Source organism: Bdellovibrio sp. CKG001 (assembly GCF_055397465.1).
Map to the genome: position 1 here is coordinate 601,378 of NZ_AP029173.1, position 13,817 is coordinate 615,194.

Sequence of the window (13,817 nt, forward strand, 5' to 3'; positions counted from 1 at the left end):
CGTGGGTTGGTACTCTGGGGGCGAGGGTGGCAAAAGGGGTCAAAATGTTCTGGCAAGGCATTTGCTTTATATAAAACCAAGGAGGTTGCTGGTGCCATAAGGAACCGGCTTACAGCCAAACAAGGGGAGGGGAAAGATTATGAGAGTACTTCTAGCAGCGTTAGCAACAGGTTTCATGATGATGGTTGTGCACCTCAATGCTCAGGCGGCAACCTTGGAAACTCCCAGCTGTCAGATGCAAAGTGAAGGTCTTTTCGACGGAGCTTGGGTGAAGCACCGTATCGTAGTGAACGAAGATGTCGTTTATGGCGCCAATGACCTGGATTCGATCTTGTCCCAGCTTGATTCCTTGCGCGATCAGGGCCTTTGCCGCTAAAGTGGCAGGGCTTTGAATCGAAATGAATACCTAACCCAGATTTGGTCTCCCTATCCTGCAATGCCCGACAATGCTCAGGCCGCCGGGCGCATTTATAAAATCGAGCGGGAAGACGGTGGATTAAAGCTGACCCTTCACCGCGACTCAAAGACACATAAAATTCTATTTGAAAAAGCACCGCCTTATTCCGAACACCTGATTGAAGGTGACTTGGTCGCCGTGATTTCTGCGCAAGAGCTGATCTTGTTGGCGCCGCAACGCCAGGTGCTGCCGAATCGGTCCTGGAACAAAGAAATGACGATGCGGTGGGGGCTTTATTTGAAAGCTCTACGGGCCTTTTTTGTCGACCAGGGTTTCGTGGAATTAAAAACTCCAAGCCTTGTTGTGTGCCCCGGAACGGAGCCGAGTTTGGATGTGTTTTCAACCGAACTGAAAGTGGGCTCTAAAAAACAAAAATTGTTTTTGCCGACAAGTCCTGAACTGCACTTGAAAAAGGCCCTGGCTTTGGGGGCTGAGAAAATCTTTGAGCTGGCGCCGTGTTTTCGTAACGGCGAAGTGACGGAACGCCATCAGCCCGAGTTCCTGATGCTGGAATGGTATCGGGCTTATGCGAACCTGAAACTCATCAAAGAAGACATGATTTCGCTAGTGCAGGTGTTGGCGAAAGTTCTGGGCGTTTCCGCTCCCACAACCGTGCGCTCGTTTACGGTGGCCGAGCTATTTAAAATTCACTGCGGTTTTGAACTGAAACCAGAGACCTCCAAAGACGAACTGAAGGCGCTGGCTGAAAAATGCGGTGTTGATGTTCGCAGCGCCGAAAGTATCGATGATTATTTCTTTTTGATCTTCATGGATAAAATCGAAACCCAGCTTCCTGCGGATGAATTGATTTTCGTGGAAAAATATCCTCCCTATCAGGCCGCGTTGGCAAGGCTGACAGCAGATGGCTGGGGGGATCGCCTTGAGGCCTACTGGAAGGGCCTTGAACTTTGCAATGCCTTTCATGAGCTGAATGATCCTATGGTTCAACGATTGCGTTCTGAAGAGGATCTTGAAAAGAAAGTGTTGATGGGTAAAGAGGCCGTCGCTTTGGACGAGGAGTTTTTCCAGTGTCTTGAGGCTGGACTTCCGCCCAGTGGTGGGATTGCTTTGGGTGTGGAACGTCTTTTCATGGCTTTGACCGATGTCCAGAACATCTCAGACCTTCGTTTGTTTTCTCAACAAAACTAAGTTCACTTTTATTATATCTTGAAAACTTCAGTCTAGTTGGGAGTCCAAAGGACTCCCATTCTTTATTGTTCCTTGTCAGTCTTTCAAAGCGAATAAAGCTAATGTGAAATTAACTTTAAATAAAGACTCATTTAGAGTGAAAGGACAAGCGAATGTTATTTAAAAGCTCTCGAGTAAGAGTGGTGGCTGGAATGGTGACTGCGGTGACTGGAACAGCACTTTTGATTTCTGCATGCAGTGGCGGAGGTTCCTCAGACAGTCCTTCGGATAGCGCCGCCCTTGTGATCAGCGGTGGATTTTCCGGCGTAAGTTTGCAGTCCTTGAAAAAGCCCATGGCGAAAAACGGCGACTTCACGACATTTGCGGCCACTGACTACACAGTGATTTGCGCCATGATGGTTGAACCCTTCACCGCAGGCCACAGCGCGCTGTCGGATGATGGCAGTTTCTCATTGTTCATCACGGGCGGTGCCGGACAGCCCATTGGATGTATGGTGGTTAAATCCGGAAAGCGTGTTGCAGACTTTGAATTTACGGCCGCCGAAGCCGGGATGACAGGGGCCACAGGTGGGTCCGGTCTTGCTGTCAATCAAGGAGCCACGGCCATTCAGCTTCCAACAGATCTGTCTATCACGGATGCGAAGGTGTCTGTTCCCGTGGCAAACATCACTCAAAATTCATCGGTTGCTCCGGCAGTTGTCTGGGCTGATCCGACGGGGACTTGGAGCATCACGGGCGCTTGTGAAACGTCCTTAAATCAAAACGGGATTCCGGTGACCAGCTGTAACGGGGCACAAGGCGCAGATGACATTCCAACCTCCGTTTATCTGAAACAGTTGCAAGCCACAAAAGATGGCGCAACAAAAACGGGCTTGTCAGTTTGGAAAGACGCGGCGGCTCGCCTGGCTTGTGGTGACAAAGAAGGTATCACCTTGGATGGTGGCTGGACGGCGACGGGTGGCTGGGCTGGTGCGATGACTGGTGGCGTGTCGATGGATATCAGCAACACCAACAAGCTGGGGACCTTGGCGACGAAAGCTAAAGTCAGAATGCATCCGGATCACAACAGCCAGATGACGGCGGTGTGTGGAAAAACGACGAAGACGGGCGGCGGCGCGATCGTTTCTGGAACTACACTTTGCAGTGAAGTTGATTTCACTGGTGGTGGCTGGGGCATGGGTGAAGATGCCTGTAAGCTTTATTGCGTGATGGGCGCTTTGAGCAGCGGGGGCGACAATCCTGACTTTGATTGGGGTGCGGCGACTTGTAAAAAACGCTACAGAGTCTTCTGGGAAAACAACAATGAACTGGCATCAGATAAGGACTATCAAGGACCTGGTTCGGATGCAGGTGTGTTCGCTAGCGGAACGTGTTCTGACACGTCCTTTGACGGTTGCCGTGATTCCGTTTCCGGCAAAGTGTTGTTCCAGATGGAAAAAGCCCAGGACCAGTTCATGCTGGGGGAATTGTTCATCATCGGTAACGTAGGGACTGTGATGGAAAATCATCATTTCAATTCCACATTCCCGAATGCAGATCGCACAGGCACAATCACTTGCGGTGGTACTTACATCGACAAGATGACCTTGACACAAACAAGTTCCACAACAGCGTCTGTGACTGTTGAAAACAACTTTGTGGCGGATCTTTCCAATCCGGCAGAGTGCGCGACCAACGAACACTTTGCTAAAAACGCCAATGAAGAGCGCAGCATGACTTTGAAGCTGGTCAAACAATAGTCCAGCTTTACTTTTAGAGTATAAAGTGAAAAAACCCCGAGGAAATCCTCGGGGTTTTTTTGTTGAAAAGCCTGCAGCCAGAGCCTGTCTTATATAGAGACAGTTCCCGGAAAAACTGACGTACAACCACGGAACAGTTCGTCCAAATACGAATTAATATTGCGAAACTTTATTAACGCCATCTGGGAATGTCGCCGAAAAGTACTATATGAGAACACATATAACGGCACGTATTTGGTATATGGCTGTGATCCTCCTGCTTTTTTCAGATCTGGCGGGGGCCACTCCGACAACATTGAATTATCAGGGGCGTATTCTGCGACCCGACGGAACGGCGTTGGAGTATAACAACGTCAGCTTTGCATTTGAAATCACAAATGCCAGTGGATCTTGTGTCTTTTACCGTGAACAACGTGATGGCGTGAACATGCAGGGATCCAAAGGGGTCTTTGATATTGCGATCGGCGAAGGCAGCAAGCTGTTTCCGACGGCCAGCACGTACAGTCTGCGTGACGTTTTTAACAACTCCATCGCGCACAGTTGCAGCGGTGTTGCCACTCCTTACACTCCGGCCCATGACGAAGTCCGGGTTCTACGGGTTCAGTTTCATGACGGAACCGGGTGGAAGGCAATCACCCCCAACAACATCATCCGGGCCGTGCCCTTTGCAAACTATGCTTACTCGTCTTCACGAATCGGTGACAAGCTGCCGACAGACTTTGTTCTGAAGAATGAAGTGACCTCGTGTATGGCGGGTCAGTATCTGACGTTCGATGGGACCAACTTCCTTTGCCAGAATGATGCCGGCGGAGCGGGAATGGTTTCAGATTTGAATGTGACAGGCCCCTACCTTGTGAAAAGCGGAACGGCCTCTATTCCCACAATCTCGGCTGTCATCGGGAACTCGGCGGGCACCCTGGCTGCGGGCAATGACAATCGATTTTTGAATGCCGAAAAGATCCATGGGGTCAGCGTGAGTGCGACGGCGCCAACTGCGGGACAGGTTTTGAAACTGGACGGCTCCAGCACCTGGGTGCCAGCGACCCTGACATCTGCTGATATTGCCGGATTGGATACGGCGATGGGCAATAAACTTTCGTCCTCCGTGTTGCCATCGGCCGCTTGTACGGCAGGGCAGGCCGTGGTGTTTGTGACTCCGGCCAACAAATTTGAATGTCAGACTTTAACAATCACCGAAACTCAGATATCCGGCTCGATTTCAGGGGCCAAAATTTCTGGGGATATTGCTGGTAAAGCCAGTGGCATCACCGGGGTACTGCCGGTTGCTCAGGGAGGTACCGGCAGTGGGACGGCACTTAATAACAACCGGATGATGATTTCCAACGCCGGGAAAATTGTTGAAGCCCCGGCTTTGACAGACGGGCAGATTCTGATTGGTAAAACAGGGGATGTTCCGCAAGCGGCGCTGATAAGTGCCGGCAGTGGTGTCAGTATTAATAACGGTCCCGGTGGTATTACGATCAGTGCCACGGGAACGGGCGGGACGATCACCTCAGTCAATCCGGGCACCGGTCTTTCAGGGGGCGGCTCTTCCGGAGCAGTCACGTTGAATTTAGCTAACACCTCCGTTGTGGCGGGAACTTACGGGACTGCGACAAAAGTTCCGCAGTTTGCGGTGGATGCACAAGGTCGTTTGACGGCGGTTACAGAGGTGACTATTGCCGGTGTTGCTCCTGCGGGAACTGCAGGTGGTGATCTGGACGGGACCTATCCCAATCCCGATGTGGTGAAGCTGCGTGGAAAAGCGATTTCAGCCACGGCACCCACAGTCGCAGGACAGTTGCTTCGCTATGATGGCACTCAGTATGTACCGAATTTCTTGAGTCTTGCTGACATTCGCTCGACTGTGACTCCGGGAAATACGATCTTCCCTGGTTCATCCTGTGCAGCGGATAAAACTTTGACCTGGTCTTCGCTGACAGATTCATTCACGTGTCAGAACATCTCCATTACGGAATCCAATATCTCCGGTTCGATTGCTTCGGCTAAAGTGAACTTTGGGTCGCAGTCAGCAAAGACTTTCTTTGCCGCACCATCGGGTGCCAGTGGAGCTCCGACGTTTAGAACTATTGCGGCGGCAGATCTTCCTGCGGGTGGATATGACAGCACGTACTTAAAACAGGGCGGCAACGCCTTCGGAGCGACTGCCAATATTGGAACGACCGATGCACAAAATCTGCAGTTTGTAACAGGTGGAACCGCTCGCATGGCCTTGACAACAACAGGACGCCTGGGAGTTGGCACAACGGCTCCCGCTTCGGGTTTGACTTTGGTCAATGATGGTGTCGGGGATGCCAACGATGATCTTGGTATTTTCACGTATTCAACCACCAACACTCCGGCCCTCATCATGAACAGATCGTATGGCACTGCTGCCGCCCCGGCCGTGATGCCGGCGGGAAGCTTGGTGGGTTCTATTCAATCACGAGCTTATAACGGGGTCGGTTTTGCCGAGGCCGCGGGTGTACGTACTTATACCGAAACCGTTTGGGACAGTGCCACGCCAAGCACGATTAACGGCGCTTTAAGTGTTGTCACGATGACCGCAGGCACTTCGACGGAAAAGCTTCGTGTGACTTCGGAGGGATTTGTCGGCATCGGTGTTTCTGCTCCGACCAAGAACCTTCATATTCAAAGGGATCAGGCTTCCGATACAGCACTGCTAATTAAAAACTCCAGCGCTGGTGATAATGCCACGACGGCGGTGGATTTGGAAACTGATGGCAGTGGTGTGCAATTGATCAGTTATGGGACCGGAGTGACCGGCAACTGGGGGGGAGGCACGATTCCCAAGGCGGACTCGGTCATGCTTCGAAGTTATACAACAAACCCAGCAGCGAACTTTGGGGTGGGGACCGGCAGTGCTCATCCAGTGCACTTTGTGACCAGTGATATTCCTCGAATGACGGTTGCTGCTACGGGAAATGTCGGGGTGAATATGACAACTCCGATCAGCAAATTCACCGTTGCTGATTTGTACGTGGGTGGAACTGATATGACGGGGTTGGGAATTGCTGTCTATGGTGCTGGAAATGATCTCGGTGGTTTGACTTTGTGGGATCGCGATGAGGATCCGGCAACAATAAATGATGGCGATACGACGCTTTACTTTGGTGATGACATTCAGGACAGTCTTCGCTTTGCTTACAAACAAAGCGGCTCAGCGATGTCAGAAAAAATGCGTTTGACCAGTTCGGGGACACTGGGGATTGGTACTAACAATCCCTCGGGTCGTTTGCATGTGTCCTCGAATTCGGCATATACGTCGATCATCAATGCCAACACGGCGGCGGGTGGGCAGCAGTGGCAGTGGTTGTCCTCGTCCTCGACGGCTTCTCTAGGATCGAACGCCATGTGCTTTGCCACGGGTGTTTGTTATTTCAATTTGTATACAACGGGGAATGCTTGGTTGGCGGGAACGTTGACACAAGCTTCAGATCGTCGCTTTAAAAAAGACATCGTCGATATTGACGGAGCTTTGAATGACATTCTGAACCTGCGGGGTGTGACTTATTACTGGAAAGACGAAGAGAAAGATCAAAGCAAACAGATGGGTTTGATTGCTCAGGAAGTGGAAAAGGTCTTCCCCGAGGTTGTTGAAACTGATGCCAGTGGTTACAAATCTGTAGCCTATCAGAATCTGGTGGCGCCATTGATTGAGGCGCTCAAGGAACTCCATGCGAAATGGCTGGGGGATTCCCTGGAAATTCGCAGTGAACTTTCGACACAAAAGCGTGAGATAGCCTCTTTGAAAGAGGAAAACGAACGTCTTAAAAAGAAAGTCGAAGAGATTACGATCATTAAAAAGTCTCTATGCAGCAAGGATGCGAGTCTTGCGTTCTGCCAAGAGTAAAAGTAAAGCCCCCGATATATCATAGATTCTGGACCTTCGACGCACAGAAGGTCCTTCCATATTTCGTCATCACTTATTGATTATCCTAAGACAGTTGACTGACTCTTTGGGGAGAGCTGCAATAAAGTCTGTGAGATTTAGAGTGATGAAAAAGAATATTATTTTCCTGATTCTGACGTTCTCTTGTGGCCCGGTCGGGGCTGCGACCTATTCGTTTGCCGATTGTGTGGAAATTCTAAAAAAGAATAATACGGAACTGATTGCTGCTGAACAAAGCTCGGATTTCTGAAGCCGAAGGCAAGGTCATAGTGACCGAGGCGAATCTGCGCACAGTAAAAGCAAAACTGAGTTATGATTTAAAAACCATTTTTGCCAGTGTGGTGTATGCACAGGATTCTTTGAAGCTTGCCAAAAATATCCTAAAACGTCGCGCAGACAATCTGAATCTGGTCGGGCTGCGCTTTCAGGGGGGGGCGAGGAATCCGGGGTTCGCATCCGCATAACTCTGGATGACGTGGCCACAATCAAAGAGCAAATACCGGCAATTAAAGAGGTGTCGCCTACGTCTTCGGGACGGGGGCAGGTGACTTATTTAAATAGAAACTGGAACACCTCCGTGATGGGCGTGGCACCTGCTTATGAACAGATGCGTGCCAGCACACCGATGTATGGAAGATTTTTTTCGGAAGAGGAAAATCAGCGACGTGCCCTGGTGGCGGTCATTGGAACAACGGTAGCGCGAGAGCTGTTTGGTGAAAAATCCCCGATCGGAGAAATGATCAAAATCAACAAGGTCAACTTCCGGGTGATCGGTGTCCTTCCGGAAAAAGGCGCAGCTGGTCCGCAGGATCAGGATGATCGTATCTTAGTGCCTGTCATATCGGCGATGTATCGTTTGTACGGAAAAAACTATGTGGACTCAGTCGACATTGAAGTGCGTGACGCTCAGGAGATTCCGGATGTGCAGGACTCCCTGTCGACACTTATGAACAAGCGTCATCGTGTGCCGGTTTCGGCTCAAGGGGATGCCTTTAATATTTTCAACATGGCCGATATTCAACAGGCCCTGAACTCCACCAGTCAGACCATGTCGATGTTGCTGGCATCCATCGTCGTCAGTGTCTGTGGAGGCCTTCTGGGAATCGCGTTGGGTGTGGGTTTTTCTCTGTTTATTGCCAAAGTCGTCGGATGGACCACGGTGGTTTCTCCATCCTCCGTGTTGCTGTCCTTCGGGTTCTCAGCCCTGATCGGAATTATCTTCGGCAGTTATCCCGCCTCGAAAGCTTCCAAGTTGTAAAAGGTGTAAAAGGTGCCTGGTTGTTTTTTCTGGCTACACTGTGTTGTTTTGCTTGAGCCAGTCGTTTTTTAAAAGACCGTACACGACGAGATCAGTGTATTCGCCATTCTTTAAAATCTGCTGCTTGAGATAGCCCTCTTTTTCCATTCCGGCTTTGATCATGACTTTGCCGGAAGCTGGGTTGTGGGCCATGTGACAAGATGTGATTTTGTTCAGTCCCAAAGATTCAAAGCCATAGCGAATGGCGGCGCGTGTGGCCTCTGTGCAATAACCTTTGCCCCAGTGCTCTTCGCCAACCCAATAGCCGACTTCGGAGCGATGATGATTTTTACTGCTCATCAGACTGATGCTGCCGATAAGTTCGTTGGTGCTTTTGAGTGTGATGGCCCAGTCGGCGCCGTGGCCGTTTTTGAAAGTTTCCAGATGACGGGCAATCCAGTCCTCGGCGGCTCCGTCAGGGTAGGGGTGAGGAATGGCCAACGTGGTGGCGGCGATTCTGGGTGAGCCGGCCTGACGTTGAATTTCTTTGGCGTCGTTCAGTGAAAAGGCCCTCAGAACAAGACGTTCAGTCTGTAAAGTCGGGATGATCAGATCGGATGTGTTCATAGCGCCTCCGTAGAGGGATGATCGCATGGTTTTTCGGGTGAAAAAAAGACAAAAAGGGAATCTTGACTGTTTTATTTGCGGGGCCTCCGTTAGAAAGGGGCCTCTTTTTAAATTCTAACGGAGGTTCCAATATGAAAGGTCTTTTGATTGCTGCTTTGGTGTTTGTTTCTGCTCCTGCATTTGCCGGGAAAATGAAAGAGATCTACACGATGACCAACGAAAGCGTTTATGAAGTTTTGGGTTTTGATGAAGGAATCGCCGCGATCGAAGGTCATAAATTTGTGAGCGTCGCCGGGGCTGATCTGGCTGTGCAAACCACTGTTCGTGTTTACGATGGCAAGACTTATACTTGCGTGACGACGTTTGTGGACTCTGAGTACTTCTATCAAGTGAATTATACGACTTGTAAGTAAGCTGCTTCATTCGCAGAAAATAAAAAAGGGAGCTTTGAAGCTCCCTTTTTTTATTCTTTGCCGTCGTCCGGGCCGCCGTTGATATCCTCTTTCAACTCTTTGCCGACTTTGAAGAACGGCAATTTCTTTTCATCAACATTGATGATTTCACCTGTGCGGGGATTACGCCCCTTATAGGCACCATACTGACGGTTCACAAAGGAACCAAAACCACGGATTTCGATACGGTCATCGCGCATCAAAGCTTCAACCATAGAATCAAAAATGGTGTTCACAACGGTTTCTGCTTTTACACGGGTGATACCCGCTTTTTCAGAGATCAAATTAATCAAATCCGCTTTTGTCATGTTCTCGCGTCCTTCAGAACTTCCAAGATCTCAACTGACCTACTTAAAGTATTGATAACACTCTCGATTATACAGAAGAGCCGGGGGCTGACTACCACTTTTCAATGATTTAACTCAATGCTTCTTATACAAGCCCGTATTGAGCAGGATTTTACGATAAGCATCAAGGACCGACTGGACCATTTTCTGGGTGTCAAACAGGTCAACAACCTTCTGGCGGGCTCTTTCGCCGATTTCTTCGGCGGGCATCGTCCCGGAAAAGATCTCAACCAGCAAATTACTCATAGAGTCGACGTCGGCAGGTCTGAGAAGGAACCCATCGCGGCCATCTTCGATGATATTGGCAATTGGGGACACTTCCGAACCTAAAACGACCTTTTTCTGAGCCATAGCTTCTAAGGTGGAGGGCTCAAACCCGGTTGTACGAGAGCCCATATTGACGAAGACATCACCTAAAACAATGTAATCTTCCAGTTCCCCCGTCGGAACCGCGCCGGTCATGATCACGCGGTTGCCCAGGGCCAGGTTCAGCACTTGATACTCGATTTCTTTAAATTTAGGCCCATTGCCGACAAGTAAAAGGTAACTGCCTGGTTTTTTGATGGCGACCTTTTCGAAAGCCCGCAACAACGGAATGACCTCTTGAACTTCGGTCATGTCGGTGATGGAAACAGCGACATGGGCGTTTTCAGGAATGCCCAGTTTTTTTCTCAGCTCCAGGGATTTTTCTTTCGGATTTAAGTCACCCAGTTCAATCCCGTAAGGCACCGTGTAGGTGTGGAAATCCGGATAAAGATAATATCTCTCCAGAATGATTCTTTGTTGGGGATTGGTGACGAAAATTCCGTCGGCGGTCGAAAGCAACTGACGGTCGCCACCATAGTAGGTGGTCAAAAACTTATAGGCTGTCGCAATTCCGGTGGTCAGCATGCTGCCCAGGGTTTCCTGCTTCATCGCCAGAATGGCAAAAAGCTGGGACATCTGAGTAGCTTCGACATCGTAAGCCATCGCCACTTTGAAATTTTTTTTGCGAGTCCCGACGCGGTAACCGGACTTGTCGATGCTGTGAAGAATGTGAAATGGATCTTCCTTATGAAGTTGTGCGAACTTCTGGCGAACCGCCATTTGAAAGCTTAAATGGGACAGATTCTTTTCGCCCTCGAACAGATAATGAACTTTCACACCATCGCGAAGCACTTCCGGCTTTTTCATGGCAGAGCTGGCCGCCAGAACTGTGACCTTGTGTCCTTCGCGAGCCAGACCCTTGGCGATTGGCCACAAAAAACCATGATCGGTCGCACGACTGAGAATCGGAAAGCGATGGGATGTCAGGCAGATATTGAGGGTTTCCGGCAGACGGGACTTTTTGACCATGTCCTATCTTAGATGATTCAAGGCCTTGTTGTACAGACGATTGAGTTCATTCATGGAAGAGTCGATCAGATGGCGGTCTTCAGCCAGTTTTTCAGACAGGGACTCCGGTAGTTTCAGATGGCTTTTGGCCAAAAGTTTGATGAGGTCTTTTTGCAACTGTCCTTGGTTAAGAACCCAGCAATTCACCGTGTTTTTCCAAAGGTCGGAATGCACACTGGTCTGACGCGAGTCCAGTATCAAAACAGCCTGAGACTGAATCGCCCGCAGATAGTATTCCGTCATTTCCACCGGAGTAAACTGCTGGCCTGCGAGCATCAAAGCCGTGCTTTTTTGAAGCAGATTTTGAGTCAGTGAAGCAGACAGAGGTCCAGTTAGCAGCCAGCGATCCCCGCATTGGAATTCTTCCATCCAGGCGGCGAATCTTTTGCGATCACGCAGCGACCAGTGAGAATACGTTCCCCACAAAGCCACTTTATATTTTTGTGCAACCGTGCGCAGGCGGATGAAGCTTTCAGATTCCGGATTGAAACGAGGTTCATTGAAAGGAATCACCACATAAGGCTTTTGTGCCAGGGTTTCCAGTAAATGCAGTTCGCTGCTTTCGACGGCTTCTTCGGAAGGAGGGGTCGCCTTCAAATCCAGAACCGGCGGTAAAATTCCGCGACCCTGGCGGTTGGAGCGAACATCCAGTCCACGCAACAACCCCAGTGCTTCCACGGTGGGGCAGGTGATGATGTCACTTTCTTCGATCAGATAGCGAACCGGATTTCTGCGGCTCAGGCCTTTGCGGATATTCAGAAGGGACGTCGTTAAAACACAAGTCGGATGGGATTTGGCGAAGGTTGAAAGCACCATCTGTGCGGGGCTCATGCGGTCTTCATCCAAAAGGACATGCAGGATTTGCGGTTGCAGGCCGAACAATCCCGGGATGATGCGAACACCTTCCAGGAAACTCCATTTTTTGAAATAACCCATGAACTCGATACCGCTGGTGTCGCGGGGAGTTTCACCGTAACTGGTCAGCAGAATCACTTCATGTTGTTGCGCCTTGAGAGCTTGTGCAAGCTGCCAGGAAGTCGCATTCACATGTTTGCTCACCAGTATTATTTTCGCCATTCAAGTCCTAAAGCTTTGTAGATCTTGTGCAAGATCTTGCGGTTGGCTTCCGGAATATTGCGGTGTTTGAGCTCTTCCGGATGAATCCATTCCAGCATCATGTGATGCTTGGCACGGGGTTCGCCTTTCCAATATAGGATTTCATAGAATAATATGAGAATCCCTACATCTCCGTAGGAATGAGTGCAGGCCAGCTTCAGTTCGCCTACTTCGGCTTCAATGCCCAGCTCTTCGTTTAATTCGCGAGCCAAAGCTTCTTCCGGGGTTTCGCCGGTTTCAATTTTGCCACCAGGGAATTCCCACTGGCCAGCCAGTGAATTGTTCTCAGGACGTTGACCGACAAGAATCTTGCCGTCTTTGCGCAAAAAACCAGCCACCACAGGAATCCAATGACCCTTGCGGATTTTTGATTTCTTAGGTTTTGTCTCCACTGCGCTATCGCCCGTCATTATACCTTCTTGCTACGTTATGGAAGAAACCTGGTCCATGGAACACAAGTGCAGAATAAATTTGAACAAGATCGGCGCCCATTTGCAATCTTTCAAAGACATCTTCTGGGCTCATAATGCCCCCAACGCTGACTAAAAGCAGGCCTTCACGTTTTTTGCCTAAAGTTTGAACAGCCACTTCCAGTGCATGCTTGGAAAGATTCTTTAAGGGAGCTCCCGACAAGCCCCCTTCGGCAGGAAAGTGGCAGCCTTCAGGGCGGGACAGAGTGGTGTTTGTCAGCACAAAGCCATCAACACCCAGCTCCTGACAGTTGTTTACGGCTTCAGCCAGGCCCTCATCGCCCATGTCCGGCGACAGTTTTACCAGAACGGGTGTGGGTTCAAAGTGAGAGACGCGTTCCACAATCGGAGAAATCAAAGAGCGCAGATTCTCTTTTTTCTGAAGATCTCGCAGGCCGGCCGTATTGGGGCTGGAGATATTCACAACAAAGGCATCTGCAAACGGACGGAATTGGTCCACCAAGGTCAGATAGTCATTCACCGCACTGTTGTTGGGGGTGTGACGATTTTTTCCGATATTTACAAAGATAGGGGTGCGGTAGTTAGGCGCATAGGAGGCCAGATTATAAAACACCTCTTCCGCACCATGACTGGGAAATCCCATCTTATTCCACATGGCCTGAAGATTCAGATCGCGGTCCATGATTTTACCTGGATTCGGTGTCTGTGCTCGGGGAGTGACGGTGCCGACTTCCACGAAACCACAGCCCAGGGCCCACCAGTCTTTCAGATGTTCCGCATTTTTATCAACGCCACCGGCAATGCCCACGGGGTTGGGGAAGTAAAGATCCCGCCACGTAAAGCTTTTCCAGTGCGGGATTTTTTTGCCATGAAGAAGTGCGTAGGCAGGTAAGGCCAGCGAGCTCAGGTCGTGAGCCCACTGGGGTGGTAAAAGAAGCCAGGGTTTTTTCATGAAATCCAGTCCCACATCCTGCC

At 50.0% G+C, this 13,817-nt stretch carries 14 protein-coding genes; 8 read left to right on the forward strand and 6 right to left on the reverse strand.

All coding sequences use genetic code 11. The features are described from left to right. Nucleotides 1–139: 139 nt before the first annotated feature. From ACZ50P_RS02980 to ACZ50P_RS03010, 7 genes are all read left to right on the forward strand, one after another. Nucleotides 140–376: a hypothetical protein gene (locus ACZ50P_RS02980; protein WP_464120121.1), complete on the forward strand. Its 237-nt coding sequence runs from the start codon at nt 140–142 to the stop codon at nt 374–376. 12 nt (nt 377–388) lie between these two features. Next, nucleotides 389–1,606, forward strand: a complete 1,218-nt coding sequence (gene epmA / locus ACZ50P_RS02985) for an EF-P lysine aminoacylase EpmA (protein WP_464133319.1) — start codon at nt 389–391, stop codon at nt 1,604–1,606. 152 nt (nt 1,607–1,758) lie between these two features. Continuing rightward, complete coding sequence (locus ACZ50P_RS02990; protein WP_464133322.1) at nt 1,759–3,345, forward strand: hypothetical protein; 1,587 nt, start codon at nt 1,759–1,761, stop codon at nt 3,343–3,345. Between the two features lie 208 nt (nt 3,346–3,553). Next, nucleotides 3,554–7,219, forward strand: a complete 3,666-nt coding sequence (locus tag ACZ50P_RS02995; protein ID WP_464133324.1) for a tail fiber domain-containing protein — start codon at nt 3,554–3,556, stop codon at nt 7,217–7,219. 145 nt (nt 7,220–7,364) lie between these two features. Further along, nucleotides 7,365–7,508 (forward strand): hypothetical protein, encoded by a 144-nt coding sequence (locus ACZ50P_RS03000; RefSeq protein ID WP_464133327.1) that lies wholly within the window; start codon nt 7,365–7,367, stop codon nt 7,506–7,508. Continuing rightward, on the forward strand, nt 7,480–7,722 hold the full coding sequence (locus ACZ50P_RS03005) for a hypothetical protein (RefSeq protein ID WP_464133329.1): 243 nt from the start codon (nt 7,480–7,482) through the stop codon (nt 7,720–7,722). The genes ACZ50P_RS03000 and ACZ50P_RS03005 overlap by 29 nt, the downstream gene beginning before the upstream one ends. Before the next feature lie 11 nt (nt 7,723–7,733). Continuing rightward, a complete protein-coding gene (locus tag ACZ50P_RS03010; protein WP_464133332.1) occupies nt 7,734–8,516 on the forward strand; it encodes an ABC transporter permease in 783 nt (260 codons plus the stop codon). 33 nt (nt 8,517–8,549) lie between these two features. On the opposite strand, the gene ACZ50P_RS03015 is transcribed toward ACZ50P_RS03010, so the two are convergent. Then, the gene (locus tag ACZ50P_RS03015) at nt 8,550–9,122 is read right to left on the reverse strand and encodes a GNAT family N-acetyltransferase (protein ID WP_464133333.1); all 573 of its coding nucleotides are present in this window, start codon (nt 9,120–9,122) and stop codon (nt 8,550–8,552) included. Nucleotides 9,123–9,253: 131 nt separating this feature from the next. Here ACZ50P_RS03015 and ACZ50P_RS03020 point away from each other — a divergent pair, with 131 nt between their 5' ends. Continuing rightward, nucleotides 9,254–9,535, forward strand: a complete 282-nt coding sequence (locus tag ACZ50P_RS03020; protein WP_464120125.1) for a hypothetical protein — start codon at nt 9,254–9,256, stop codon at nt 9,533–9,535. 50 nt (nt 9,536–9,585) lie between these two features. Here ACZ50P_RS03020 and ACZ50P_RS03025 read toward each other — a convergent pair whose 3' ends face one another. From ACZ50P_RS03025 to ACZ50P_RS03045, 5 genes are all read right to left on the reverse strand, one after another. After that, nucleotides 9,586–9,882, reverse strand: coding sequence for an HU family DNA-binding protein (locus ACZ50P_RS03025; RefSeq protein WP_464120126.1), 297 nt, complete (start codon nt 9,880–9,882; stop codon nt 9,586–9,588). A gap of 114 nt (nt 9,883–9,996) precedes the next feature. Further along, nucleotides 9,997–11,256 carry a glycosyltransferase family 4 protein gene (locus ACZ50P_RS03030; protein WP_464120127.1) on the reverse strand — a complete coding sequence of 420 codons (1,260 nt, stop codon included), beginning with the start codon at nt 11,254–11,256 and terminating at the stop codon, nt 9,997–9,999. A gap of 3 nt (nt 11,257–11,259) precedes the next feature. Continuing rightward, on the reverse strand, nt 11,260–12,372 hold the full coding sequence (locus ACZ50P_RS03035) for a hypothetical protein (RefSeq protein WP_464133335.1): 1,113 nt from the start codon (nt 12,370–12,372) through the stop codon (nt 11,260–11,262). Then, nucleotides 12,360–12,821, reverse strand: a complete 462-nt coding sequence (gene mutT, locus ACZ50P_RS03040) for an 8-oxo-dGTP diphosphatase MutT (RefSeq protein WP_464120129.1) — start codon at nt 12,819–12,821, stop codon at nt 12,360–12,362. Before mutT ends, ACZ50P_RS03035 begins: the two co-directional genes overlap by 13 nt. Further along, complete coding sequence (locus ACZ50P_RS03045; RefSeq protein WP_464133338.1) at nt 12,808–13,794, reverse strand: quinone-dependent dihydroorotate dehydrogenase; 987 nt, start codon at nt 13,792–13,794, stop codon at nt 12,808–12,810. Before ACZ50P_RS03045 ends, mutT begins: the two co-directional genes overlap by 14 nt. Between the last annotated feature and the right edge of the window lie 23 nt (nt 13,795–13,817).

What these genes read in the sequence shown, in the direction of transcription:
- ACZ50P_RS02980 (WP_464120121.1), top strand. Translation starts at nt 140, where the DNA reads ATGAGAGTACTTCTAGCAGCGTTAGCAACAGGTTTCATGATGATGGTT.
- ACZ50P_RS03020 (WP_464120125.1), top strand. Translation starts at nt 9,254, where the DNA reads ATGAAAGGTCTTTTGATTGCTGCTTTGGTGTTTGTTTCTGCTCCTGCA.
- ACZ50P_RS03025 (WP_464120126.1), bottom strand. Translation starts at nt 9,882, where the DNA reads ATGACAAAAGCGGATTTGATTAATTTGATCTCTGAAAAAGCGGGTATC.
- ACZ50P_RS02990 (WP_464133322.1), top strand. Translation starts at nt 1,759, where the DNA reads ATGTTATTTAAAAGCTCTCGAGTAAGAGTGGTGGCTGGAATGGTGACT.
- ACZ50P_RS03030 (WP_464120127.1), bottom strand. Translation starts at nt 11,256, where the DNA reads ATGGTCAAAAAGTCCCGTCTGCCGGAAACCCTCAATATCTGCCTGACA.
- ACZ50P_RS02995 (WP_464133324.1), top strand. Translation starts at nt 3,554, where the DNA reads ATGAGAACACATATAACGGCACGTATTTGGTATATGGCTGTGATCCTC.
- ACZ50P_RS03035 (WP_464133335.1), bottom strand. Translation starts at nt 12,372, where the DNA reads ATGGCGAAAATAATACTGGTGAGCAAACATGTGAATGCGACTTCCTGG.
- ACZ50P_RS03045 (WP_464133338.1), bottom strand. Translation starts at nt 13,794, where the DNA reads ATGAAAAAACCCTGGCTTCTTTTACCACCCCAGTGGGCTCACGACCTG.
- ACZ50P_RS03015 (WP_464133333.1), bottom strand. Translation starts at nt 9,122, where the DNA reads ATGAACACATCCGATCTGATCATCCCGACTTTACAGACTGAACGTCTT.
- ACZ50P_RS03000 (WP_464133327.1), top strand. Translation starts at nt 7,365, where the DNA reads ATGAAAAAGAATATTATTTTCCTGATTCTGACGTTCTCTTGTGGCCCG.
- mutT (WP_464120129.1), bottom strand. Translation starts at nt 12,821, where the DNA reads ATGACGGGCGATAGCGCAGTGGAGACAAAACCTAAGAAATCAAAAATC.